Source organism: Saccharothrix sp. (genome assembly GCF_031180885.1).
In the GTDB taxonomy this organism is placed as follows: domain Bacteria; phylum Actinomycetota; class Actinomycetes; order Mycobacteriales; family Pseudonocardiaceae; genus Actinosynnema.
Genome location: NZ_JAPSLK010000057.1, coordinates 30230 through 54040, shown reverse-complemented (window position 1 = coordinate 54040; position 23811 = coordinate 30230). Strand labels below are relative to the sequence as shown.

Here is a 23811-nt window from a genome sequence, read left to right as displayed (position 1 = left end):
CTGCGAGCCCTGACCCGTGAACAGGAATGCCGGCCGACCGGGCGTCACCACGTCGGTCACGCCACCATCGGCCAGCGCGGCCACCAACTCCTCGGTGCTCCGCCCCACCACCACGGCCCGGTGGTCGAACGCGGTCCGCGAGGTGGCCAAGGAGAAGCCAATGTCCACAGAGGACCCTCGGGCATCAGCCAGTCGCGAAGCCTGGTCGCGCAGAGCGGCGGGCGTCCGGCCGGAGAAGACCCAGGGCACCACCGGCAGGGAGACGGGCTCAGGAGCCCCAACCTCGGCGGGCTCCTCCAAGACCACGTGCGCGTTGGTGCCGGAGATGCCGAAGGACGACACGGCCGCCCGCCGAGGACGCTCCCCCGCGGGCCACTCCACCGGCGAGGTCAGCAGCTCCACGGCACCGGCCGACCAGTCCACCTTGGGCGACGGCTCGTCCACGTGCAGGGTCCGCGGCAGGACGCCGTGCCGCATCGCGAGCACCATCTTCATCACGCCCGCCACGCCGGCGGCGGCCTGGGTGTGCCCGATGTTCGACTTCACCGATCCCAGCCACAGCGGCCGTTCCGCGGACCGCCCCTGCCCGTAGGTGGCCAGCAGGGCTTGGGCCTCGATCGGGTCGCCCAACGTAGTCCCGGTGCCGTGCGCCTCGACCACGTCCACATCGGATGTCGACAAATCACCATCCGCCAGGGCCGCCCGGATCACCCGCTGCTGCGACGGCCCGTTCGGCGCGGTCAGGCCGTTGGACGCGCCGTCCTGGTTCACCGCCGAACCGCGCACCACCGCGAGGACGCGATGCCCGTTGCGCACCGCATCGGACAGCCGCTCCACCACGAGCATCCCGACGCCCTCGGCCCAGCCCACGCCGTCGGCCGCGCCCGCGAAGGACTTGCACCGACCGTCCGGCGACAACCCGCGCTGCCGCGAGAACTCCACGAACGTCTCGGGCGTGGCCATCACGGTCACCCCGCCCGCCAACGCCAGCGAGCACTCACCGGACCGCAGCGAACGGACCGCCAAGTGCAGTGCCACCAACGAAGACGAGCACGCCGTGTCCACGGTCAGCGTCGGCCCCTCCAGGCCGAGCGCGTAGGCGACCCGGCCGGACGCGATGGCGCCGGTCGAGTTGTTGCCCGCGTAGTCGTGGTACATCATCCCGGCGAACACGCCGGTGGCGCTGCCCTTCAACGACGCCGGCAGCAGGCCCGCGCTCTCCAGCGCCTCCCACGACACCTCCAGCAGCAGCCGCTGCTGCGGGTCCATGGACAGCGCCTCGCGCGGGGAGATCTCGAAGAACTCGGCGTCGAACTCCGCCGCGTCGTGCAGGAACCCGCCCTCGCGCGTGTAGGTCTTGCCCGGCGTGCCGGGGGTCGGGTCGTACAGCTCGCCGACGTCCCAGCCGCGGTCGCCGGGGAAGCCGGTCACCGCGTCCCGGCCGCCCGCCACGAGGTCCCACAGGTCCTCGGGGGTCCGGACGCCACCCGGGAAGCGGCACGCCATGCCCACGATCGCGATGGGCTCGCGCGCCGCCTCCTCCGCCTCGCGCAGTCTGCGGCGCGCGTCGCGCAGTTCCGAGGTCGTCCGCTTGAGGTAGTCGAGCAGCTTGTCCTCGTTGTTCGACATCGACGTCACTCCACGGGCGGGCCGGTATGCGGGTTGGTCAGAGCGGGTTGTTCTAGAGCGGGACGTTCCCGTGCGCGCCGCGGCCGGGTGCGGCGGCGGCGAACAGCGAGACGAGCCGGGAGCGGGTGTCCTCGGGCCGGACGACCTCGTCGACCACCCCGAGGTCCAAGGCGCGGCCGAGACCGCCCGCGACCTGCTCGTGCTCCTTCACCAGCCGCGCCACCAGGGCGGGCCGGGAGGATTCGTCGGCGGCGGCGATCGCCTTGCGGTGCAGGACGCCGACGGCGGCTTCGGCGCCCATGACGGCGACCTCCGCCTCCGGCCACGCCAGCACCGACGTGGCGCCCAGCGACCGCGAGTTCATCGCGATGTAGGCGCCGCCATAGGACTTGCGGGTGATGAGGGTGACGCGCGGGACGGTGGCCTCGGCGAACGCGTACAACAGCTTCGCGCCGCGCCGCACTACCCCGCCCCACTCCTGGCCGACGCCCGGCAGGTATCCCGGGACGTCGACCACGACCAGCAGCGGGATGCCGAACCCGTCGCACATGCGCACGAACCGGGACGCCTTCTCCGCCGACAGCGAGTCCAGGCACCCGCCCTTGCGCAGCGGGTTGTTGGCCACCACGCCGACCGTCCCGCCACCGAGCCGACCCAGGCCGACCACGACGTTGGGCGCCCACTTCGGCTGGATCTCCGCCAGGACGCCGTTGTCCAGGAGGGCGTGCAGCAGCGGGTGGACGTCGTAGGCGCGCTTGGGCGACTCGGGCAGCAGCGCACGCAGGTCCTGCGCGGCACCGGCCTGGGTCGGGTCGAAGGAGCCCGGCCGGGCCAGCAGCTCGACGAGCTGGCGGGTCCGGCGGTAGGCGTCCTCTTCGGACTCGGCGGGCACGTGGGCGACACCCGACTTGCGGCTGTGCGCTTCGAGCCCGCCCAGGCCGGCCATGTCGATCTCCTCGCCGGTGACGCTGCGGACGACGTCCGGTCCGGTGATGAAGATCCGGCCCTCCGGCGCCTGCACGACCAGGTCGGTCAGCGCCGGCCCGTACGCGGCGCCACCGGCGGCGGCGCCGAGCACCACGGAGAGCTGCGGGATCTTCCCGGACGCCCGCACCATCGAGGCGAAGATCGACCCGATGCCGTGCATCGACTCCACCCCGCCCGCCAGCTTCGCGCCGCCCGAGTGCCACAGCCCGATGACCGGCGAACCCTCCGCCAGGGCGAGGTCGATGGCGTCCCGGATGCGGTGGCACTCCTCGATGCCCAGCGAACCGCCCTTGACGGTGGCGTCGGTGCAGAAGGCGACCACCTTCTCCCCCGCGATCCGGCCGCGCGCCACCGTGGTGGCGATGTGGTCCGGGTCGTGGAGGAGGGTGAAGTCGTCCAGGAGGCGGGGCAGCCGCACCAGCGGGCTGCGCGGGTCGAGCGCGACGGAGGTCATGGTTCAGCTCACCCGGCGCTCGTGGCCCTGCCAGAACCGCTCGCGCAGCTCGCGGCGCAGGATCTTGCCGCTGGGGTTGCGGGGCACCTTCGCGATGAACTCGTAGCGCAGCGGCAGCTTGAACCCGGCCAGCTTGCCCCGCAGGTACAGGGCCAGCTCGCGCTCGGTCAGCTCCGCGCCCTCGACCGGCACGACGAACGCGTGCACCGCCTCGCCCCACCGCTCGTCCGGCACGCCCACCACGGCCGACTCGGCGACCAGCGGGTGCCGGCCGATGACGTGCTCGATCTCGGCCGGGTACACGTTCTCGCCCGCGACGATGATCATGTCCTTGATCCGGTCGCGGATGAACAGGTAGCCGTCCTCGTCCAGCACGCCCGCGTCACCGGTGACGACCCAGCCGTCCACCAGGGTCTTCGCCGTGGCGTCGGGCAGGTTCCAGTACTCGAGCATCGCGGCCGGGGTCTTGAGCCACACCTCGCCGACCTCGCCCGGCGGCAGCGGGTTGCCCTGCCCGTCGGCGACCTTCACCTCGAACCCGGGGTACGGGCGGCCGGCGGCCTGCATGCGACCGCTGTCCAGGGTGTGGTCGGCGGGCGGCAGGCACATCGCGGTGTTGCCGGTCTCGGTCAGGCCGTAGATCTGGGCGAACTCGCAGCCGAACCCCTCGACGCAGCGGGCCAGCAGCGCGGCGGAGATGGGCGCGCCGCCGTAGACGACCTTCCGCAGCGTGGCGAAGTCCTTTTTGGACACACCGGGTTCGGCGAGCAACAGGCGGAGCATGGCGGGCACCATGCACGCCGTGGTCACGCCGAGGGTGCGGATCAACTCGACCGCGCCGGCCGTGGTGAACTCGCGCATGACGACGTTGGTGATGCCGGCCGAGAAGCCCTGGGTCGCCCACCACAGGCCGCCGATGTGGAAGCCCGCCATGCCGACCAGGCTGATGTCGCCCGCGCGCCAGTCGATCCAGTCGAGGCCGGCGGAGGCGAGCGCGTCTCGCACCGCGAAGAAGCTGCGGTGGGCGAGCACCACGCCCTTGGGCAGGCCCGTCGTGCCGCTGGTGTACATCTGGACCAGCGGGGTGTCCGGCGTGACGCGGGCCAGCACGTTGGCGTCGGGCTGCGCCGAGAACCAGGCGGTGAACTCGGTGTCGAGCCCGATCACCTTGGTCAGCGTGGGCAGGTCCAGCTTGTCGGCCGTGGGCGCGGAGTCGGCGTCCACGAACAGCAGCACGGAGCCGGAGTCGCGCAGGATGTGCTCGACCTCGTCCGCCGCGAGCCGCCAGTTGATCGGCACCAGGACCACGCCGGTCTTCGCCGCGCCGAACAGGAGTTCGTAGTAGTGCTCCGACTCCTTGCCCAGGTAGGCGATGCGGTCGCCGGGACCGAGGCCTTCGGCCTGGAGGCCCCGGGCGACCTGGTTGCTCACGCGGTGCAGCGCGGCGTAGTCGACGCGCCGGCCTTCGCACACCATCGCGACGGCGTCCGGCTGCACGGCGGCGTGCTTGCGCACCACGTCCACGAGCGTGCGCACCTGAACGGTCACCGTTCCTCCTTCAGAACACGTGCGAGTGGCTGAAATTTTTAGTTGACTGAATTAAAATTTTCTGTCCGGTTCACGACCCGCAACAAGCACGGCCACGGCCACGCCGGCTACGGCTCCCGGCATCGCTCCCGGCTCCCGGCTCCAACACCGGCTCCCGGCCTCCAGCACCGGCTCCCGGCTCCCGGCTCCAACACCGACTCCCGGCACCGGCCACCAGCTGCGGCTCCGGCTCCCAGCTGCGGCACGCCGCGCCGCACCAGGCAAAGCTCGCGCCGCACCAGGCAAAGCTCGCGCCGCACCAGGCAGACCCGCTCCCGGACAGAACCGCTCCACCCGGGTCCGGCTCGCGTCACACCGGGAACAGCTCGCCCGGCTACGGCTCCCCCGCGGCAACGGCTCACCAGCACCGGCAGCGGGTCACGCCGCGTCGGCCTGGAAGCGCATGCCGGGCGGGTTGACCAGGGCCATGCGGACCTCGCCGTCCGCGATGCCGCCGTTCGCGTCCCAGAACCGCCAGGGCATGTCGATGATCTGCACCGGCTTGCTCCGGTTCCGCTCGCTGAACTCCGCGAACGACACCTCACCGCTGAACGACGACGAGTCGATCGGCCGGCGGAAGTTGGACTTGAAGTTGGCGATCAGCATGTCGGGCAGCTGCTTGGCCCAGTAGTCCTCCATGGTCCACGCCTGGAACGCCGGCAGCGCGTCCTCCTGGATGCACTTGGCGATCAGGTAGTACATGAGCTGGTTGAAGCAGATGTTCACCTCGACCGAGTTGAGGTGACCGGTGTCGTCGATGTAGCAGGAATAGGGGATCGCGAACTCGCCCTGCGCGCTGGCCAACCCGTTCGCCACGTCCACCGTCGCGGACTTCAGGTATTCGGTCTTGGGGCGCGCGTACGGGCGCAGCACGTCGGAAAGCAGGACCGGGTCGTTCGGGAATGTCCGGAACCCGAGCGAGGTGTTCTCCACCGGCGATGTCGTCATCGTTTCCTCCTCAGCGCACCGAGTGTGAATTCGACGGTAATCGCCGCCGGGGAATCAACCGGTAACAGCGGCGGAACTCGCCTTGCGGCCCGCCGGGCGGCGGCGCACCAGGGCGTCGAGCAGCATGTCGGAGGTCAGCGAGCGGTCCATCAGGACCGGGTCGGTGGACAGGAGCGCCACGTGCAGCGCCTGGATGCGCTCGGAGGGCTCGATGCCCAACTCGCCCATCATCCGCTGGCGGAACCGCATGTAGACCTCCAGTGCGGCGGACGACCGGCCCGACCGGTGCAGGGCGATCATCAGCATGGCGTGCGCGGACTCGTGCAGCGGGTGCTCCACGACCAGCGACGCCAGCTCGGAGATCGTCTCCCGGTGCCGCCCGAGGCACAGGTCGGCGTCGACCCGGGTGGTGTGCGCGTAGAACCGGCGCTCCTCCAGCCGCGCCGCCTGGGCGCGCAGCTGCGGGCCCCATTGTCCCTGGTGGAGGACGTTCCCCCGCCACAGCGCGAGGGAGCGGCGCAGGTCGTCGCCGGCCTTCTCGTAGTCGCCCGCGTGCATGGCGGCGGTGCCCGCGGTGACCAGTTCGTCGAACTCGACGATGTCGAGCCGGCGCGGGTCGACGCGCAGGGTGTAGCCGCCGGAGCAGGTCAGCAGGACGTCCCGGGTGACGTCTTCGACGGACATGCCGAGCACGTCCCGGAACAGCTTGCGCAGCTTGAACATGTACGTCTGGAGGGTGGCGTGCGCGGTGCGCGGCGCGCCGCCGCTCCACAGCTCGCGCACCAGCAGGGACGCGCCCACGGGCTGGTTGGCGTGGAACAGCAGGGTGGACAGGATGAGCCGCAGCTTGGGCGCGCTGGGCGCCACGTCCACCCCGCCGTGCCGGATCACCAGCGGGCCGAGCAGTTCGAACCGCAGGCCCGCGAGCGGGTTTTCCCGGGACGTCCGGGGGGACACCACCGGCGCTTCCGGCCGCAGCCCGAATTCCGGTTCCGGTTCGGACGCCTCCAGCAGCGCCGCGAGCAGCGACAGTTTCTCGGCTCGGGACATCACACCGAGCCCGGCCAGGTTTGCAGTCATTTCGGACCTCGCAATCTGCCGGCTCCACCGCGATTTCCGCCGCGGTCGGGCGTGAGCCGGCGCTCGGTTCCCGCCGAAACGTGCGACGAGTGGTGGTCGAGGGGAAGTCGGGACGGGCCCCAACGCTATTCCAACCGCCGGTCGAGCCGATAGTGACCGTTTCATGGGTCGGCATGAGCAACCAACGCCGGGTCACGTGACGCGCGCACTTGTCCGGGGCACGACCCGGCCGGGACGCTTGCCTCGAAGCACGCTGGAGCGCCGCTGGAGCGGCACTGGTCGAGCAGGGGGACACCATGCCGGGTGGAGCGGGGCTGCGCGTCGGGTTCAAGCGGCACCTGAGGGCGCACGTGGTGCGCGGCGACGCCGTGTACGTGCTGTCCGAACGCGGTGCGACGTCCGTGCGCGGCGCCCACGTCGAGGCGGTGGCGCCGCTGCTGGACGGCACCCGGGGCCTGGAGGACCTGGTCCGGGAGTGCCCGGAGGGCCTGTCGCCGGCCGAGGTCGGCGCGGTGGTCATGGGCCTGGTGGAGGCCGATCTGGTCACCGTGCGGCCGGCGGATCAAGGCGACGACCCGGCGCTCGCCTACTGGGAGGCGGCCGGTGTCGACCCGTCGGCCGCCACGTCCGCGACCGCCGCCGCGCGGGTCGGGCTGATCACCGTGGGCACCTGCCCGGAGGGTGCGGCACGGGCCGTGACCGACGCCGGCCTCACCGTCACCCGGATGCCCGGGAACTTTCCCCTGGCGGGTTCCGACCTGTCGATCGTGCTGTGCGACGACTACCTGGAGGAGGGCCTGGCCGACGTGGACGCCGCGCACCGCGCGTCCGGACGGCCGTGGCTCCTCGCGAAGCCGGGTGGCGCGCAGGTGTGGCTGGGCCCGGTGTTCGACCCGGCCGCAGGCACCGGTTGCTGGCACTGCCTCGCCCACCGCCTGCGCGGGCACCGCCAAGCCGAAACGCGCCTGCGCACGCTGGTGAACACCACGCCGCCGGACGTGTCCCTACCGCCCTTGCGCACAGCAGCCCTGAACCTGGTCGCCATGGAAGCCGTGAAGTGGCTGGCCGGCTTGCGCCACGACGGCCAGCGCGCGGTGTGGACCCTCGACAGCGTCGCGCTCGGCGGCAAACACCACGAGCTGCGCGCCCGTCCCCAGTGCCCCGCATGCGGCGACCCGGACCTGATGCGCACCAAGACGTTCCAGCCCGTCACACTCCAGAGCCGCCTGAAGACCTCCCGAACCGGCGGCGGCCACCGCTCCCGCTCCCCCGAGCAGGTGCTGCGCGACCACGGGCACCTGATCAGCCCGGTCACCGGTGTGGTCAAGGAGATCACCCGCGACGACCGCGGCCCGGCGTTCCTGAACTCCTTCCGCTCCGGCCCCAACCTCGCGCTCACCACCCGCCGCGACGCCGACCAGATGCGGTCCGCGCTGCGCGCCGAGAACGGCGGCAAGGGCGTGACCCCGCTGCACGCCGAGGTGAGCGCGCTGTGCGAGGCCGTCGAGCGGCACAGCGCGTACTTCCACGGCGACGAGGCCACCGTCACCGGCCGGTTCACCGACCTGGAGAACGCGATCCACCCCAACGAGTGCCTGCTGTTCGACGACCGCCAGTACGCCGACCGCGACCGCTGGAACGCGACCTGCTCGCCGTTCCAGTACGTCTGCGCCCCCTTCGACGAGACGGCCGAGACGACCTGGACCCCGGTGTGGTCGCTCACCGAGCAGCGGCACCGCCTCCTGCCCACGTCCATGCTGTACTTCGACGTGCCCGCGCGGCACGGCGGCACGGCGCTCAACGCCGACTCCAACGGCAACGCCGCCGGCGCCAGCCTGGAAGACGCCTTGCTGCAAGGACTCCTGGAACTGGTGGAACGCGACGCCGTGGCCCTGTGGTGGTACAACCGCACCCAGGCCCCCGCGGTGGACCTCGACAGCTTCGGCGACCGCTGGGTCGACGAGCTGCGCGAGGTGTACGCCGGCCTGCACCGCGAGGTGTGGGTGCTGGACGTGTCGTCGGACGTCGGCATCCCGACGATGGCGGCGCTGTCCCGGCGCACCGACAAGCGGTGCGAGGACGTCATGTTCGGCTTCGGGGCACACCCCGACCCGGCCGTGGCCCTGGTCCGCGCGCTCACCGAGATGAACCAGCTGCTGCCCGCCGTGGTCGACGCGCGCGACGACCGCGACGGGTACGGCTGGTCCGACCCGGACGCCGTCCGCTGGTGGCGCACCGCCACCTGGGAGAGCCACCCCTGGCTGCGCCCGGACCCCGAGGTGATCCCCCGGGCGAAAGCGCACTACCGCCACACCCCGACCGACGACCTGCACCAGGACGTGACGGCCCTGCAACACAAGCTGGAGACCCTGGGTCTGAACGTCATGGTGCTCGACCAGACCCGCCCGGACGTCGGGCTCCCCGTCGTGAAGGCGATCGTGCCGGGGATGCGCGGCTTCTGGGCGCGGTTCGCGCCCGGGCGTCTGTTCGACGTCCCCGTCAAGCTCGGCAGGCTGGCCCGCCCCACAGCCTACGAGCACCTCAACCCGATACCCCTGTTCGTGTGATGCGGACGCATGCGGCCCCCACCGCATGACCGCAAAGGAGCCACAAATTGCGATCCGACGCCGACGCGCCACCCCCGGGACCGAGCCTCTCGCTGTGGTCCTTCCGGGACGACGTGGCCATCGAGACGGCCGAGGACGGCAGCCTGACGATCCTCGCCCGCTGGGGCGACGTGACCCTCGATCCGCCGGGGCGGGCGATCGAGGAGGTCCTGCACCGCATGACCTTCGGGCCGGTCGCTCTCGGGAACGTCGACGGGCTGGACGAGGACGAGTTGCACGGCCTGTTCGGCCGGCTGCCCGGCCGCATCGTCCGGTCCCTGGGCTCGCGCGACTCCGCGATCCCGCTGCTGTCCGCCCAACCGGTGTCCCCGCACGGGGTGCTGGAACTGCCCGAGGTCCCGCCCGACCGCCCGGTCCGCCTGTCCCGCTTCGCCCTGGCCCGGCAACGGGACGGTGAACTGGTCCAGGAGTCACCGCTGTCCCACCACCGCGTGGTCCTGCACCGCCCCCAGGCGTCCACCGTGATCGCCGCACTGGCCCGGCCAACAACGGTCGCCGAGGTGGCGCGGCGGGTAGCGCTGCCGACAACGCTCGTCGGCGAGATCGTCGCCTACCTCATCGGCGCCGGCATGGTGGTCGTGGCGGAGAACGGCAAGTTCACCGAGGACCACGACCCGTCCCTCCAGCCCTGGTCCCCCTACGAGCTGATGTTCCACACCAGGGGCAGGCTGGGCCGCCACGACGAACCGTCCGGCGCCACCTTCCGCTTGGTGGACACCGTCCCCCCACCCCCCGCCACCAAGCCCACCCCCCAAACCAACCGCATCCCCCTCCCCACTCCCACCACCACCCCCACCATGTCCCTCACCGAGGCGATAGAGACCCGCCGCTCCACGCGCTCGTTCGCCACCACCCCACCGACCACCGCCCAACTGGGCGAACTCCTCTACCGCACCGCAGCCGTCCGCTCCCGAACCGAGGTGAAGGGCCCGGGCGACAGCCGGTACGAGGTCACCCGCCGCCCCTACCCCGGCGCGGGCTCGATCTACGAACTGGAGCTGTACCTCACCGTCGACCGCAGCCCCGACCTCCCCCGCGGCACCTACCACTACGCCGCCGACGACCACGTCCTCACCCTCGTCAACGACAACCCGTCCGACGTGGCCGAGGTCCTGAACGGCGCCCGAGTCGCCACCGGCGGCCGCCGCCCACCCCCCGCGCTGCTCACGATCACCGCGCGGATGGACCGGATGGGCTGGGTGTACGACGGGATCTCCTACGCCACCACGCTCAAGCACGTCGGCGTGCTCCAGCAGACCCTGTACCTGACCACGACCGCCCTCGGCCTGGCCGCCTGCGCCCTGGCCATGGGCGACGACGACACGTCGGCCGCCGCGCTGGGCCTGGACTGGCCGGCGGAGGTGAGCGTCGCCGAGTTCGCCGTGGGCTTCCCCGACTCCTACTACGACGAACCGTACTCGGCCGTGCACGGAATGTGAGGGCGTCTGCGACGCCGCTGACATCTTGCTTAAATCCCCTGCCGGAGCAGGAAACGGTTGTACATCATGCTTGCCGCGGCGTGGTACAACCGGTGACACGCGCGGCTGAGGGGGTTGCCGAGTTGATCAAGGTGATGCTGGCCGAGGACATGCACATGGTCCGGGGCGCGCTGGTCGCGTTGCTCAACCTCGAGCCCGACATCGAAGTGGTGGCAGAGGTTTCGTCGGGCACGGAGATCCTGCCGACAGCGCAGAAGTTCCGCCCGGACGTCGCGGTCATCGACATCGACCTGCCCGGCAAGGACGGCCTGACCGCCCTGAGCGAGATCCACGCGGCCTGCCCGGAGATCCGGACGCTGATCCTCACCGGGCTGGGGAGACCGGGCAACCTGCGCCGGGCGTTGTCCGCCAGGGCAACGGGTTTCCTGCTCAAGGACGCCCCGCCGACCGAGCTGGCCGACGCCATCCGCAGCGTCGCCGCCGGTCGGCGGGTGGTGGACAGCCAACTGGCGATGTCCGCATGGGACAGTGCCGAATCCCCCCTTACCGCACGGGAGACGGAAGTTCTCCGCCTTACTGCGGAAGGCCTCCAGGCAGTGGACATCGCGTCCCAGATGTTCCTGTCGGTCGGGACGGTCCGCAACTACGTGACGACGATCATCAACAAGCTCAACGCCCGGAACAGGGTGGACGCCATCCGCATCGCCCGCGAGGCCGGCTGGCTCTGACCCAGAGCAACACACAGGGCATATGCCCCGCCCCAACCATTTGAGACGCACTCTCCACTTAGGACAGCACCACCACGCAGGACCCGAACCGTTCAGGCCAACGCCGCCACCCGTTCACCTCCGCCGCCCCACCGCCGCCCCACCGCCGCTCTTCGCCACGCAGCAACTGCTCTTTCGCCACGCAGCGGCTGCTTTGGGTCGCGCTCCGCGCGGCGGGCCGGGCTCCCAGCCACAGGCGGGGCCTCGGTTCCCCCACCGTATGGCCTGCCCGAAGGGCTACCACGCTTTGGCCGGGTGCGGCCGAAAATTTTGTGAGGAACGAGCAAAATTTTCAGCGGCACCCGGCCAAAGCGTGGTTGGCTCCGCCAGGCCATGCGGTGGGGGAACCGACGCCCTTCCTCCCCCATTGGCGGCCTGCCCGCCGGCGAGGCGCTTGTGATCTTGCGAGCGCGCAGCGCGTTCAACCCAAGAGCGCGCAGCGCGTTCAACCCAAGAGCGCGCAGCGCGTTCAGCTCAAGAGCGCGCAGCGCGTCAGCTTGAGAGCGCGCCAGCGCCTCCACCAGCGCGAAGCGCGTCCGACGCAACAGCGAAGCGAGCCCTCAGGAAGACTCAGGAAGACTCAGAACGACGAGCAGCAGCGTGCCGGTCGTACCGCAAAGGCACCTCAGCCCGAAGCCGGAACTCGTTGAGCTCGTGCTGCACCGTCACCGACCCACCGATCTCCTTGGCCCGCACCGTCAAGTTCTGCAACCCACCCCGCCCACTCCCCGACGCCGACGACGCCGACGACGGCTTGCGCTGCCGCTCCACCAGGTCGTCGTTGACGATCTCGATCGACGCGGTGTCCTGCGTCTGACGAATGGTGATGTGACAGTGTTTCGCCTTGCTGTGCCGCAACAGGTTCGTCACGCCCTCGCGCAGCACCGTCGCCAGCACCGTGCTCACCTGCACCGGCAGGTCGATGTGGTCCGCGTCCAGCTCCACCTGGATGTCCGCCGCCTCCAACACCGACACGGCAGACCGGCACTCCTCCTCCAGCGACAGCTCCCGGTACCCGCTCGCCACGGTCCGGGCGTCGGACAGCGCCAGCCGCGAGATCTCCAGGATCTCCAGCAACTGGTCCGCGGCCTCCCGGGGCGACTTGTCGATCAGCCGGTGCGCCAGCTCGATCTTGAGCGCGATCGCGGACAGGCTGTACCCCAACAGGTCGTGCAGGTCCCGGGCGAACCGCAGCCGCTCCTGCAACACCGCCATGCGGGCTATCTCGGCCCGGCTCGCCTGCACCTCCGCGACCAGCGCGGTCAGCCGGGACAGCCCGTACACCACCAACCCCGTGGTGACCGTGGAGATCGCCGTGTACAGCATGTCGATCGGCTGCGCGGTGAACAGCCACTGAATAGCACCCATCGAGACGACGATCAAACTGAACGCCGTCCACGCCACCACCGCTCTCAAAACCAGGAGCACACTGCCCGCGAGGAACCCGGGCATCCCCACCCACGCCTGCCCGAACAGCAGGATCGGCAGGTAGACCAACGCCGCCTGGGCCGCCAGGACGGCGTACCCGAGCGGCGTGCGGAGACGGCCGTTGTCCCTGGCGTACCACAGCAGCTGCATCGCCATGAGCACCGCGATGCAGGAGAACGACAGCACGATCGCCCCCGCGCTCACGGGCAGGAGCAGGACGTGCAGGAAGCCGATGAGGCTGATGCTCGCGAAGACCGCGGTGACCACGCCCATCGCCAGCCGCGGCGCGGGCAGCGGCAGGAACCCGCGCGAGGGCGGTCGCCCACCAGGAGCAGAGGAGTTCACGGCGGAGGGGCTCACAGCTGACCCCCGTGCCGACTAGCTCGACCTGCGCGTGTCTGGGCGGCCGTCCACCCGTAAGGCGGACCGACCTGTGCCGGGATGACTGCGGTGCCTTGTTCCGGGCCATGTTCGACCAAACACGTTTAACTCCCCAGTAAGTTCCACTCTGCGTTCGGCGGCGTTCCTGCACGCAGTTGGCGACAACCCCCCGCGTGGCGGTGCCGGCGCCACGAACCCCCGACTCGAAGCATTTCCCGAGGAGCGTTCGGAAGAACAGGCTACCGGCGACCACCACCTGCAAACCGATTCTTACCGCAAATATCAGACCGTTGTCCACATCGCGGGGGCGGGTTAGCTGGGGACTTTTCCACAGCAAAAGGACAGTCGTCAAGAACCAACGGGACGGGACTGCGGTGACGAAGTTTTCCCACCCGAGCAGCCGAACGCACGCCGCCGAGCAGACCTCCCCGCCACCCCCACCCGGCCTAGCCGGCCGCCCGCGAACGCACCACGGCCGAAGCCGGCGCCGCGGTCAGCACGGACACCAGGTCGCGGCGGGCGCGCGCGACGCGTGACCGGATCGTCCCGACCGGGCAGCCGCACACCTCGGCGGCCTCGGCGTAGCCCAGGCCCGCGACCTGGGTCAGCACGAACGCGTCCCGGCGGTCCCCGGACAGGGTCCGCACGGCCAGCTTGATCGCGACGGTGTCGTCCAGGCCGGGCAGGTGCCGGTCGCCGGTCCGGTCCGCGGCGGCCTGCCAGTCCTGGTCGGACGCGATCGGCGGGCGGGTGGCGGCGGCGCGGAAGTGGTCGGCGGCGACCCGGCGGGCGATGGCCAGCAGCCAGGTCCGGGCGCCACCGCGGCCGGTGAAGCCGCGGGCGCTGCCCAGCGCGCGGACGAACGTCTCCTGGGTCAGGTCCTCGGCGTCGGCGTGCCCGGCGAGGTAGACCAGGAACCGCCAGACGTCACGCTGCGTGTTCCGGATGAAATGCTCCGCGGCGGCGCGGTCACCGCGTCCGACGGCGAGGAGCAGGGCGGTGGTCGGGTCGTCCCCCGGTGTTTCCGACATGATTCCGAGGCTAGCCCGGAAAATAGCCCCGGAAAACGCGCACTAGCGATATTCAAGACACCCTCGTACCGTTGACCAGAATGTTTTGGAACCGTCCGGGGAGGCGCACCGACTACTGGTCCGTGGATTGCGACGACATTCGGGAGACCCTCAGCGCGAGATTGGACGGGGAGGCCGGTCCGACACACGCGGAACGGCTCGCGGACGAACACCTGGAGCACTGCGGGGCGTGCGCGCGGTGGCTCGACGGTGCCGCCGCGGTGACCCGGCGGATCCGGGTGTCGGCCGCCACCGCGTGGCCGGACGTGACCGGCGCGGTGCTCGCGCGCGTGCCACCGGCGCCCCACACCGGACGGCCGCGGCCGCGTCCGGCGCTCGGCGTGATGGGGGCCGCGCAGTGCGCCGCCGGCCTGATACTGCTGGCCGCGCACTCGGCAACGACCTTCGAGACCGGCGCGTGGCGCGTCGCACTCGGCGTCGCCCTCACCACCGCAGCGATCCGCCGAACCCCGACGACACCCCTCATCCCCTTGCTGGGCACCGTCCTCGCCGTACTGGCCGTGCGCTACCTGACCGGGAGCGAACCCCTCGGCTGGCCGGCCATCGCACACGCCCTCGACGCGGCGGCCTTCGCGCTACTGCTCACACCCCACCGCCGCCGCACACGCTCCAACAGCCTCTAGCACGAAGATGAAATCGACAGTCCGCCGATTTCGTACCACCCGGTACACCCCTGTACCGGGTGGTACGCCAGGACCGTCGGAACCTCGCAATGCGGACATCGTCCCCAGCACCACAAAGTCGGGCCGCCGCATCGGCAACGGCCCGACTTTGCGCAATAGTCACCGCGTATGGATCTATAGCCGGATCGTCATCCCGCTTTTGCGAGCGGACGGGCGCCGTAGGTGACCCGGACGACCCCGTCGTCATGGCGCTCCGTCACCGCCGCGACACCGAAAACGGCGGACAGCACGCTGGGGGTGAGCGCTTCCAGCACCGGTCCGGACGCGACGATCCGGCCCCGGTCGAGCACCACCAGGCGGTGGCAGCTCCGCACCGCCAAGTCGAGGTCGTGCAGGACCGCCAGCGTGGTGACGCCCAGGGTGTGCACCAGGTCCAGCAGCTCGAACCGGGCCCGGATGTCCAGGTGGTTGGTCGGCTCGTCGAGCACCAGCAGCTGGGGCTGCTGGGCCAGCGCGCGGGCCAGCAGGACCCGCTGGCGCTCGCCGCCGGACAGCGACCCGTAGATCCGGTCCGCGTGCCCGAGCATCCCGGTGCGCTCCAGCGCGTCGACGACGATGTCGTGGTCCTCGGCGGTCTCCCGGTCGAACATGCCCTTGTGCGGCGTCCGGCCGAGCGCGGCGACCTCCCGGACGGTCAGGCCCGGGGGCGTCGGGCTGTTCTGGAGGACGGCCGCGGTCCGCCGGGCGGCGGCGCGGGCGGACAGCGACCAGACGTCCTCCCCGCCGAGCAGCACGGTGCCGCCGGACGGGCGCATCGAGCGGTAGACCGTACGCAGCAACGTCGACTTCCCGCTGCCGTTCGGGCCGAGCAGACCGACGAAATCGCCGGGTGCGACCTCGAGGTCCACGTCGCGGAGGATCGGCGTGCCGCCGATGGTGACGCTGACTTGTCTCAATTGGAGTTTCATGAGTGTGAAAGGCTCCGATCCCGCCGCATCAGCCAGATGAAGAACGGCGCGCCGAAGAGGGCGGTCAGGATGTTCAGCGGGAGTTCGTTCGGCGGGTCCACCGTGCGGCACAGCAGGTCCACCGCGACCAGGTAGACCGCGCCGACGAGGGCCGAGATCGGCAGGACCCTGCGGTGGTCCACGCCGAAGGCCAGGCGCACCAGGTGCGGCACCATCAGCCCGACGAACCCGATGCCGCCCGCGACCGCGATGAGCACGCCCGCCAGCAGGGAGGTCAGCACGATCACCACCACCCGCAGGCGCTTGACGTCCACGCCCAGGGCGGTCGCCGACTCGTCTCCGGTGACCAGCGCGTTGAGCTGCCTCCCGTAGAGCGTCAGCACCGAAGTCACACCGACCACCACGACCCCGGCCACCTGCAACTGGTCCCACCGCGCGCCGGCGACGCTGCCCAGGAGCCAGAACATGATCTGCCGCATGTTGTTCGGCGAGGTCTGCAACTGCAGCAGGCTCGTCACGGACGTGAACACGTAGCTGACCGCGACCCCGGCGAGCACCAGCCGCACCGGGTTGAGCCGCCCGCGCTGCTGGCCCAGCGCGAACACCAGCGCCACCGCGAGCATCGCGCCGGCGAACGCCGCGCCGGACACGCCGAGGCCGCCCAGCGCGCCCGCGCCGAGCGCCATCACGGTGACCGCGCCGACCGAGCCGCCCGCGGACACCCCGAGGATGAACGGGTCGGCCAGCGGGTTGGCGACCAGCGCTTGGAGCACCACGCCCGCCACCGCGAGCCCGGCGCCGCACAGCGCCGCGAGCAGCACGCGCGGGACGCGGAAGGTCCACACGATCTGCTCGTGCGCCGGGTTGACGCCGGGGTCGGTGCCGGTGAGATGGCCCCACACGATCTGCCAGGTGTCGCCGACCGAGACCGGCACCGAGCCGACCGCGGCGGCGACGAGCACCACCACGACCAGCAGCACGCCCAGCACCACCAGGCACAGCGAGAGCGGCACGCCGTGCAGCGGCGCCGGTCTGACCGCCGGGCGGCGCGGTGGTGGGGCCGGGCGGGACACCGCGGGACGGGACACCATGGTCATGGTGATCAGAGCGCCCCGGGGTGGGCGGCCTTCGCGATGGCCTCGACCGCCAGGTGGTTGCTCGGGCCCAGGTACACCGAGTCGGACAGCACGACGAACCGCTTGTTCTTCGCCGCGTCCCACTGCGGGAACCGGTCGAACAGCTTCTGCGCGTCGGCCTTCGGGTCCTCGGACATGTAGTTCACCACGACCAGCACGTCCACGTCGGCCTTGGCGACCTGCTCGGCGGACAGGTTGGCGAACAGGTCCTGCGTCGCGCCCTCGAACGCGTTGACCGCGCCGGCCTTGGCGAAGATGTCGTTCCAGATGCCGTTGCCGCCGACGGAGCTGAACTCGCCGCCCATCGCCATGCCGGGGATGATCAGCATCGCGTTCTGCTTGGGCAGCTTCGCGGTCTTGCCCTCGACCGCCTCGACCCGCTTCTTGGCGTCCGCGATGACCTTCTCGGCCTTGTCGGACACGCCGAAGATCTTGCCGAGGTCGCGCAACAACGCGTAACTGTCCTCGATGGACGGCTTGCCGCTCACCGTGCCCACGGCGCCGCACGACGACGCGGGCGCGTAGGTGTTCGCGCCGATCGCGGCCAGGTCGTCGCGGGTGGCGAAGCCGGCCTCGGCGCGGAACCCGCCGTCGTAGGTGGAGATCACGAAGTCGGGGTTGAGGCCGATCATCGCCTCGCGCGGGATGTCGTAGAGGTCGTTGAGCTTGATGTCACCGGTGGGCAGCTTCTTGATTGCGTCGACCCGACCGTCCACCTCGGACGCGCCGTAGGACTGGGCGTTGGCCACGATCTTGTCGCCCAGGCCGAGTTCGAGCAGCGCGGACACCTCGGCGACCGAGCCGCCGTTCATCACGACGACCCGGCTGGGCGCCTTCTGGTAGGTGTAGTCCTTGCCGCAGTTGGAGATGGTGACGGGGTAGCCGCTCTGCGCGCCACCCGCCTGGTTCGTGCTGCCCGCCGTGGCCGTGGAGCAGGCCGCCGCAGCGACCAGCCCGACCAGCACCAGCGGCAATCGCTTGAGGTTCATCCGGTCCTCCTAGGAGTGCTAGACGCGACGACCGATGCCGCCGCCTCGGGTTCCGCTACCGCCTCGCCCGACTTTGTCGGTGTCCCGTGGGACAATGGATCCGGGGGCCGGAGGCCGGCCGGCAGCCGGTGCAGCCGGTACCCGAGCAACCCCGTCATGCCCGCGGTGCAGGCCAGGAACACCGCCACGGCGGTGAAAGCCGAAGCGTGGTCCGCGAACGGCACACCCGCGTCGCCCGGCGTAGCTCCCAGCACCGCCCGGTAGAACGCGCCCACCACGGCCACGCCGAGAGCGAGCCCGAACTGCGTCACCGTGGTCGCCATGCCCGACGCCGCACCGGCCTCACCGGGCCGCACCCGGCTCAGGATCCCGGCCACCAGCGGCGCGACCACCAGCCCCTGCCCGAACCCGGCCAGCGCGATCATCACCACCAGCGCGGCCGGTTGCGCGGACGACGGCAGCCGGGTGGCCAGCGCCGCCCCGACCAACACCGCCGACAGCAGGCCGCAGCCGATCGCCGGCACCGGCCACGCCACCCGCCGCCCCAGCCGCTTGTTCAGCGCCGACCCCAGCGAGAAGCCGAACCCGAGCGGGACGAACACCAGGCCGGCGGTCAGCGGCGACAGGCCCAGCCCGGTCTGGAGGTAGTACGTGAACACCAGGAACAGCCCGGAGTTCGTGGCGAACAGCGACAGCACGGTCAGCAGCGACAGCCGCATCCCCGGCACGGTCACCACCCGCGGCGGGAACAGCGGCTCACCGCCGGCCCGGTGCAACGCCCGCTGCTGCACCACCAGCACCACGCCCAGCACCGCCGCGACCGGCAACCCCAGCCACAGCCACCACGGACCGTCGAACACCAACGGCACCAGCAACGCGGGCAACGCCACCGACGTCAGCGCCGCCCCCACCAGGTCGAGCTTGTGCGGCGCGCCCGCCGCCGCACCCGGCGCACCCGCCACCGCACCCGGCGCACCCGCCGCCCCGCCCGGCAGCACCCGGTGCGGCGCACCCGGCAGCAGCCGGCCCAGGGCGAGAATCCCGAGCCCGACGGGCACGTTGACCAGGAGCACGGGCCGCCAGCCCCAGCCGAACAGGTCGAGGTCCACCAGCACCCCGCCACCCGCGATCCCGCAGATCACGCCCAGCCCGATCACCACGCCGTACACGCTGATCGCGGTCGCCCGCCGCTCCTCGTCCGGCACGGTGGCCCGGATGATCGCCAGCACCTGCGGCGCCATGAACGCGGCCGTCGCGCCCTGCAGGAACCGGGCCGCGATCAGCAGGTCGGCGGACGGCGCCACCCCGCACAGCAGCGACGTCGCGGTGAACCCCGCGACACCCCACAGGAACACGCCCCGGTGCCCGACCCGGTCGCCCAACCGCGCCCCGGTCACCAGCAAAGCACCGAACGCGATCACGTAAGCCGCGCCGACGAACTGGACCTGGTCGAACCCCGCGCCCAGGTCCCGCTGGATCGACGGGCTGGCCACGTTGACCACGAACCCGTCCACCTGCGTCATGAACGTCGCCGCCAGCACGGCCCCCAGGCCCCACCACTCCCGGCTCACGACGCCCTCCGCAACTCGCCGGTCAGCGCCAGCACCGCACCCACGCAGGCAAGGGACCGCGCGGTCACCATGCCGTTGTGCGTGGTCACCAGCCGGTGCACGGTCATCCCGCCCACGTGCGGTTCCCACGTCGCAGGCCCCGGCCAGTCCGGCGTCTTGCCCTCGGTGGCCTCGAACAGCAGCACCTCACCGTCGAACCGCCGGGGCGTCCACGCCGCACCCAAAGCCGAATTGCGCGCGAACGCCTCGCGCACCACCGGGAACCGGTCGAGGTCGCCCACCATCGCCGCCACCTCGTCGTCACCGGCCGGCGGCAGGTCCCGCCACGCGGCCGGGATCGGGAAGGAGTCCAGCAGCGCCACCAGTTCCACGGTCTCGCCGAGTTCGCTCAACAGCACCGCCATCTCGTGCGCCACCAGCCCACCGAACGACGCTCCCAGCAGCCGGTACGGCCCGACGGGCTGGACCTCCCGCACCCGCCGCACGTAACACGCGGCCAGCTCACCGATCGAGCCGAACCCCTCGTCCGCCACCGGCTGGAGCCCGTACACCGGCTGGTCCGGCAGGTGCGCGAGCAGCGCGGCGAACGACCACGCCAGCCCGGTGGCCGGCGCGACGCAGAACAACGCCGGCCCGCTCCCGTGCACCCGCAACGGCAGGACCGGGTCCAACTCGCTCCCCGTGGCCACCCCCAGCTTCGGCACCAGCTTCGCCACGGTCGGCGCCTCGAACACCGTGCGGATGCCGATGGACACGCCGAACTCCGAGCGCACCCGGCCGATCAGCCGCGCCACCAGCAGGGAGTGCCCGCCCAGCGAGAAGAAGTCGTCGTCGACGCCCACCTCCGGCAGGCCCAGCAACTCCGCGAACAGCCCGCACAGCACGGCTTCCCGGTGGTCGCGCGGGGCCCGGCCGGCGACCGTGGCGGACCGGTCCGGCGCGGGCAGCGCGGCCCGGTCGAGCTTGCCGCTGGTGGTGCGCGGGATGCGGTCCAGCGGAACATAGGCGGGCGGCACCATGTAGTCGGGCAGCCGTTCGGCGGCGAACCGGCGCAACTCGGCGGGTTCGACGTCGCCGACCACGTAGGCCACCAGTCGCAGCAGGCCCGGCGTGTCCTCGCGCGGCACCACGGCGGCCTGCGCGACCGCCGGGTGGCTCACCAGGACCGCCTCGACCTCACCCGGCTCGATGCGGAACCCGCGGATCTTCACCTGGTCGTCCGCACGGCCCAGGAACTCCACCGTGCCGTCCGGGCGCCACCGGGCGAGGTCGCCGGTCCGGTACATTTGCGCGCCGGGCGGCCCGAACGGGTCATCCACGAAGCGCTCGGCGGTCAGCTCGGGCCGGTCGTGGTAGCCGCGGGCCACCGGCGCGCCGCCGAAGTACAGCTCCCCCACGACCCCGGGTGGCACCAGCCGACGGGCGGCGTCCAGCACGTACGCGCGGGTGTTGGTCAGCGGCCGGCCGACGATCGGGTCCGGGCTGTCGGCCAGCCGGCACCAAAGCGTGTCGACGGTGCATTCCGTTGGCCCGTAGAGGTTGTAGACGGACATCCCGGTGTCCCGCAGGGCGCTCCAGAGCGCCGGCCCGGTCGCCTCGCCGCCCAGCGCCAGCACGGCCGGCCGGTGCCGTCCCCCGTCGAGGAACCCGGCGGCCAGCAGCTCTTCGGCGTAGGTGGGCGTGATGTCCATGAAGTCGATGCCGTGCCGGTCGACGTAGTCCAGCATCGCGGCGGGCTCGCGGCGGCGGTCGTCGTCGACGAAGTGCAGTTCGTGGCCGTCCAGCAGCCACAGCAGGCCCTCCCAGGACGTGTCGAACGACAGCGACGCCGACAGCGCGGCCTTCCGCACGGTGCCGCCGGACTCGGGGCGGATCATCGTGTCCCGGTGGTGGTGGAACAGGTTCACCAGTCCGCGGTGCTCGACGACGACACCCTTCGGCGTGCCCGTGGACCCGGACGTGTAGATCAGGCAGGCCGCGTGACCCGGCTCCACCGGCACTTCCAAATCCACATCGGACAGAAGCCGCGGCTCGACGTCCATGAACACCAGCCGGGCCGGGATGTCCGCGCGCCACAGGGCTTTCGTGGTGAGCACGACGACCGGCCGGCTGTCCGCCAGGGTCGCCGCGATGCGCTGCTCCGGGTGGTCCGGGTCGATCGGCACGTAGGCCGCGCCCGCCTTGAGCACCGCCAACAGCGCGACGATGGACTGGGAGGTCCGCGGCAGCAGCATCGCCACGTACCGGTCCGGCCCCGCGCCGCAGGCCACCAGCAGGCGGGCCAGGCGGTTCGCGCGGGCGTTCAGCTCGGCGAAGGTGAGGGTGGCGTCGCCGGCGACCAGGGCGGTGCGGTCGGGGGTCGCGGCTGCCTGCGCCTCGAACAGCTCCGGCACGGTCACGTCCGGCAGCGGCACGGCGGTGTCGTTCCACTCCCCCAGCAGGCGCTCGCGCTCGCCCGGCAGCAGCAGGTCCGCGTCGGCGACGGGAGCGTCCGGCGCGGCGGTCGCGGTCCGGAGGAACGCGCGGAACCGGGTCAGGTGCCCGGTGAGTTCGTCGAGGTCGTAGCAGTTCGGGTTGGCGTCCAGCACGAGCCGCAGCCCGCTGCCGTCCGCCCGGTCGTAGACGTGGACGACCAGGTCCTCCACGAGCCCCGCGCTGACGTTGCGCACGGTCCCGCGGTGGCCCGCGAAGCGGAGGTCGTAGTCGAACGGCATGATGTTGACCGACGGCCCGAACAGCTTGCGCTCGCCCGCCACCAGCTTCAGGTCCCGGCGCAACTGCTCGTAGCGGTAGCGCAGGTGCGGTCGCGCGGCGCGCAGCTCGGCGGCGACCTGGGCGGTCAGGTCGGTCAGGGACGCGCCCGGCTCGACGGTCACCCAGAGCGGCACGACGTTGGTCACCATGCACGGCACGCGCAGCGACACCGACCCCAGCCGCGACATCACCGGCAGGGCCAGGGTCAACTCGTCCGCGCCGGTCATCCGGTGCAGGTAGGCGGCGAAGGTCGCGGTGACGGCCTCGCTCCACATCGCGCCCGCCGGCTGTGCGACCTCTTTGAGCGCGGCGATGTCGGCGGCGTCGAGGTCAGCGCTCACCCGGTGCACCGACCGGGCCAGCTTGCCCGACCGCCGAGCCAGGACGACCGGTGCGGCTCGTCCCTCGGCCTTTGAAGTCCAGTACTCACGAGCGGCTTCATGTTTTGGAGAGTTCACATAGGACTGGTCCTCGGCGACCACGGAGGCCAGCGAACCGAAGGTGTGCTCGGCCGGCTCTCGGCCCTCGACCAGCGCGGTGTACACCCCGGCCACCCGGCGGGCGACCAACGAGAGCCCGTACCCGTCGAGCGCGATGTGGTGGACCCGTTGGTACCACAGGAAGTGCTCTTCTGAAATCCGGAACACGGCTTGGCGGAACACGACGTCCGACTCCAGGTCCACGGGCGTGGCCAGGTCGGCGTGCATCCACGCCAGCGCCTCGGCCTCCCCGGCGACCTCGACCACGTCCACCGACCACGGCCGTTCCGCGAACCGCTGGAACGGCCGCCCGTCGTCGTCCTCGCCGAACACCACGTTCAGCGCGTCGGCCTCGGACACCGCCCGCCGGATCGCGGCGACCAGCAGCGGGACGTCCACCGCGCCGCGGATCTCCACGTACTCGGCGGTGTTGAAGGCGGGGCTGTCCCGGTCGAACTGCTGACCGGTCCAGATCCCCTCCTGCGCGGCGCCCAGCCGCAGCACCTCAGACATCCTGTCCCACCAGCAACTCCAGCCACTCGCCCAGCGTCGGCCGTTCCGCGAGCCGGACGAAGTCGACCTCGGCCCCGGCCTCCCGCCACCGCTCGACCAGCGTCATCAGCCGGACCGAGTCGAGGCCGGCGGCGAACAGGTCCTCCGCGTCGAAGTTCTCCGCCGGGTCGCGGTGGAGCAACTCGGCGACGTCCGCCCTGATGGTCGCCGCGGTCAATTGGCCTGCCACGTAACACCCCCAGTGTTGGATTGCGCGACTGGCGTCGCGCGGCTCGGCCGCCCGAGAGTCGGCTCGTCGCGCCGCGTTTCCCGCCGGTCGAGAAGCGTGATCGTCGGGAAAGGCGACGCGACAAGCCGACG

Annotated in this window: 17 protein-coding genes; 4 read left to right on the top strand and 13 right to left on the bottom strand. The window is 71.5% G+C overall.

Annotated features, from left to right (window positions below):
• The 5 genes from RIN75_RS36615 to RIN75_RS36595 all read right to left on the bottom strand — a co-directional run.
• A partial coding sequence (locus RIN75_RS36615; RefSeq protein WP_309116680.1) for a type I polyketide synthase occupies window positions 1-1629 on the bottom strand: 1629 nt, incomplete at its 3' end.
• Between the two features lie 52 nt (window positions 1630-1681).
• Window positions 1682-3070: a carboxyl transferase domain-containing protein gene (locus RIN75_RS36610; RefSeq protein WP_309116679.1), complete on the bottom strand. Its 1389-nt coding sequence runs from the start codon at window positions 3068-3070 to the stop codon at window positions 1682-1684.
• A gap of 3 nt (window positions 3071-3073) precedes the next feature.
• Entirely contained in the window at window positions 3074-4618 is a 1545-nt protein-coding gene (locus RIN75_RS36605; protein ID WP_309116678.1) for a fatty acid--CoA ligase, read from the bottom strand.
• 417 nt (window positions 4619-5035) lie between these two features.
• Complete coding sequence (locus RIN75_RS36600) at window positions 5036-5605, bottom strand: FcoT family thioesterase (protein ID WP_309116677.1); 570 nt, start codon at window positions 5603-5605, stop codon at window positions 5036-5038.
• Between the two features lie 54 nt (window positions 5606-5659).
• On the bottom strand, window positions 5660-6685 hold the full coding sequence (locus tag RIN75_RS36595) for an AfsR/SARP family transcriptional regulator (RefSeq protein WP_309116676.1): 1026 nt from the start codon (window positions 6683-6685) through the stop codon (window positions 5660-5662).
• A 296-nt stretch (window positions 6686-6981) separates the two neighbouring features.
• Here RIN75_RS36595 and RIN75_RS36590 point away from each other — a divergent pair, with 296 nt between their 5' ends.
• The 3 genes from RIN75_RS36590 to RIN75_RS36580 all read left to right on the top strand — a co-directional run bounded on the left by RIN75_RS36590 (window position 6982) and on the right by RIN75_RS36580 (window position 11479).
• Window positions 6982-9252: a TOMM precursor leader peptide-binding protein gene (locus RIN75_RS36590; RefSeq protein WP_309116675.1), complete on the top strand. Its 2271-nt coding sequence runs from the start codon at window positions 6982-6984 to the stop codon at window positions 9250-9252.
• Between the two features lie 47 nt (window positions 9253-9299).
• Window positions 9300-10751 (top strand): SagB family peptide dehydrogenase, encoded by a 1452-nt coding sequence (locus RIN75_RS36585; protein WP_309116674.1) that lies wholly within the window; start codon window positions 9300-9302, stop codon window positions 10749-10751.
• 134 nt (window positions 10752-10885) lie between these two features.
• Complete coding sequence (locus tag RIN75_RS36580) at window positions 10886-11479, top strand: response regulator transcription factor (RefSeq protein ID WP_309116681.1); 594 nt, start codon at window positions 10886-10888, stop codon at window positions 11477-11479.
• Window positions 11480-12088: 609 nt separating this feature from the next.
• Here the strand turns inward: RIN75_RS36580 and RIN75_RS36575 are convergent.
• Entirely contained in the window at window positions 12089-13306 is a 1218-nt protein-coding gene (locus tag RIN75_RS36575; RefSeq protein WP_309116673.1) for a histidine kinase, read from the bottom strand.
• 467 nt (window positions 13307-13773) lie between these two features.
• A complete protein-coding gene (locus RIN75_RS36570) occupies window positions 13774-14358 on the bottom strand; it encodes a sigma-70 family RNA polymerase sigma factor (RefSeq protein WP_309116672.1) in 585 nt (194 codons plus the stop codon).
• An 80-nt stretch (window positions 14359-14438) separates the two neighbouring features.
• Here RIN75_RS36570 and RIN75_RS36565 point away from each other — a divergent pair, with 80 nt between their 5' ends.
• Window positions 14439-15041, top strand: a complete 603-nt coding sequence (locus RIN75_RS36565; RefSeq protein WP_309116671.1) for a zf-HC2 domain-containing protein — start codon at window positions 14439-14441, stop codon at window positions 15039-15041.
• A gap of 188 nt (window positions 15042-15229) precedes the next feature.
• On the opposite strand, the gene RIN75_RS36560 is transcribed toward RIN75_RS36565, so the two are convergent.
• From RIN75_RS36560 to RIN75_RS36535, 6 genes are read right to left on the bottom strand one after another with little or no spacing between them, the layout of a single operon-like run.
• Window positions 15230-15997: an ABC transporter ATP-binding protein gene (locus RIN75_RS36560; RefSeq protein WP_309116670.1), complete on the bottom strand. Its 768-nt coding sequence runs from the start codon at window positions 15995-15997 to the stop codon at window positions 15230-15232.
• Between the two features lie 8 nt (window positions 15998-16005).
• Window positions 16006-17097 (bottom strand): iron ABC transporter permease, encoded by a 1092-nt coding sequence (locus RIN75_RS36555; protein WP_309116669.1) that lies wholly within the window; start codon window positions 17095-17097, stop codon window positions 16006-16008.
• A 14-nt stretch (window positions 17098-17111) separates the two neighbouring features.
• Window positions 17112-18134 (bottom strand): ABC transporter substrate-binding protein, encoded by a 1023-nt coding sequence (locus RIN75_RS36550; RefSeq protein WP_309116668.1) that lies wholly within the window; start codon window positions 18132-18134, stop codon window positions 17112-17114.
• On the bottom strand, window positions 18131-19705 hold the full coding sequence (locus RIN75_RS36545; protein WP_309116667.1) for an MFS transporter: 1575 nt from the start codon (window positions 19703-19705) through the stop codon (window positions 18131-18133). Before RIN75_RS36545 ends, RIN75_RS36550 begins: the two co-directional genes overlap by 4 nt.
• On the bottom strand, window positions 19702-23451 hold the full coding sequence (locus tag RIN75_RS36540) for an amino acid adenylation domain-containing protein (RefSeq protein WP_309116666.1): 3750 nt from the start codon (window positions 23449-23451) through the stop codon (window positions 19702-19704). Before RIN75_RS36540 ends, RIN75_RS36545 begins: the two co-directional genes overlap by 4 nt.
• Complete coding sequence (locus RIN75_RS36535) at window positions 23444-23680, bottom strand: phosphopantetheine-binding protein (protein WP_309116665.1); 237 nt, start codon at window positions 23678-23680, stop codon at window positions 23444-23446. Before RIN75_RS36535 ends, RIN75_RS36540 begins: the two co-directional genes overlap by 8 nt.
• Window positions 23681-23811 lie beyond the last annotated feature (131 nt).